Source organism: Staphylococcus pasteuri (assembly GCF_030547725.1).
Lineage (GTDB): Bacteria > Bacillota > Bacilli > Staphylococcales > Staphylococcaceae > Staphylococcus > Staphylococcus pasteuri.
In genome coordinates this window covers 1-229 of sequence record NZ_JAUOQO010001146.1, presented here as the reverse complement: position 1 = coordinate 229, position 229 = coordinate 1, and the positions used below count along the sequence as shown (strand labels likewise).

Annotated in this window: 1 pseudogene; it reads right to left on the bottom strand. The window is 37.6% G+C overall.

Annotation, left to right across the window (positions count from 1 at the left end):
* Nucleotides 1-12: 12 nt before the first annotated feature.
* Nucleotides 13-229 (bottom strand): annotated as a pseudogene (locus Q4528_RS16710) (hypothetical protein); the annotation flags it as partial.

Below are 229 nucleotides of genomic sequence, written 5' to 3'. Positions count from 1 at the left end.
CTTGATATATGACTACTTCTTCATAGATATTTTCTCAAACTCTTCCAATTTGCTTTTATAAATTAGTAATGCCCCTTCAACCATGTCTTCAAATAGTTTCTGGACAGAAGGAATAGAATTGACTATCCCACTTAATTGTCCTCCATTAATAAATCCATCTCCAAGTCGTCCTTCTACTGCTCCTATCCGATGTTTCTCTTCATCAGTCATCGCCGCAAAGTCTTCAGGC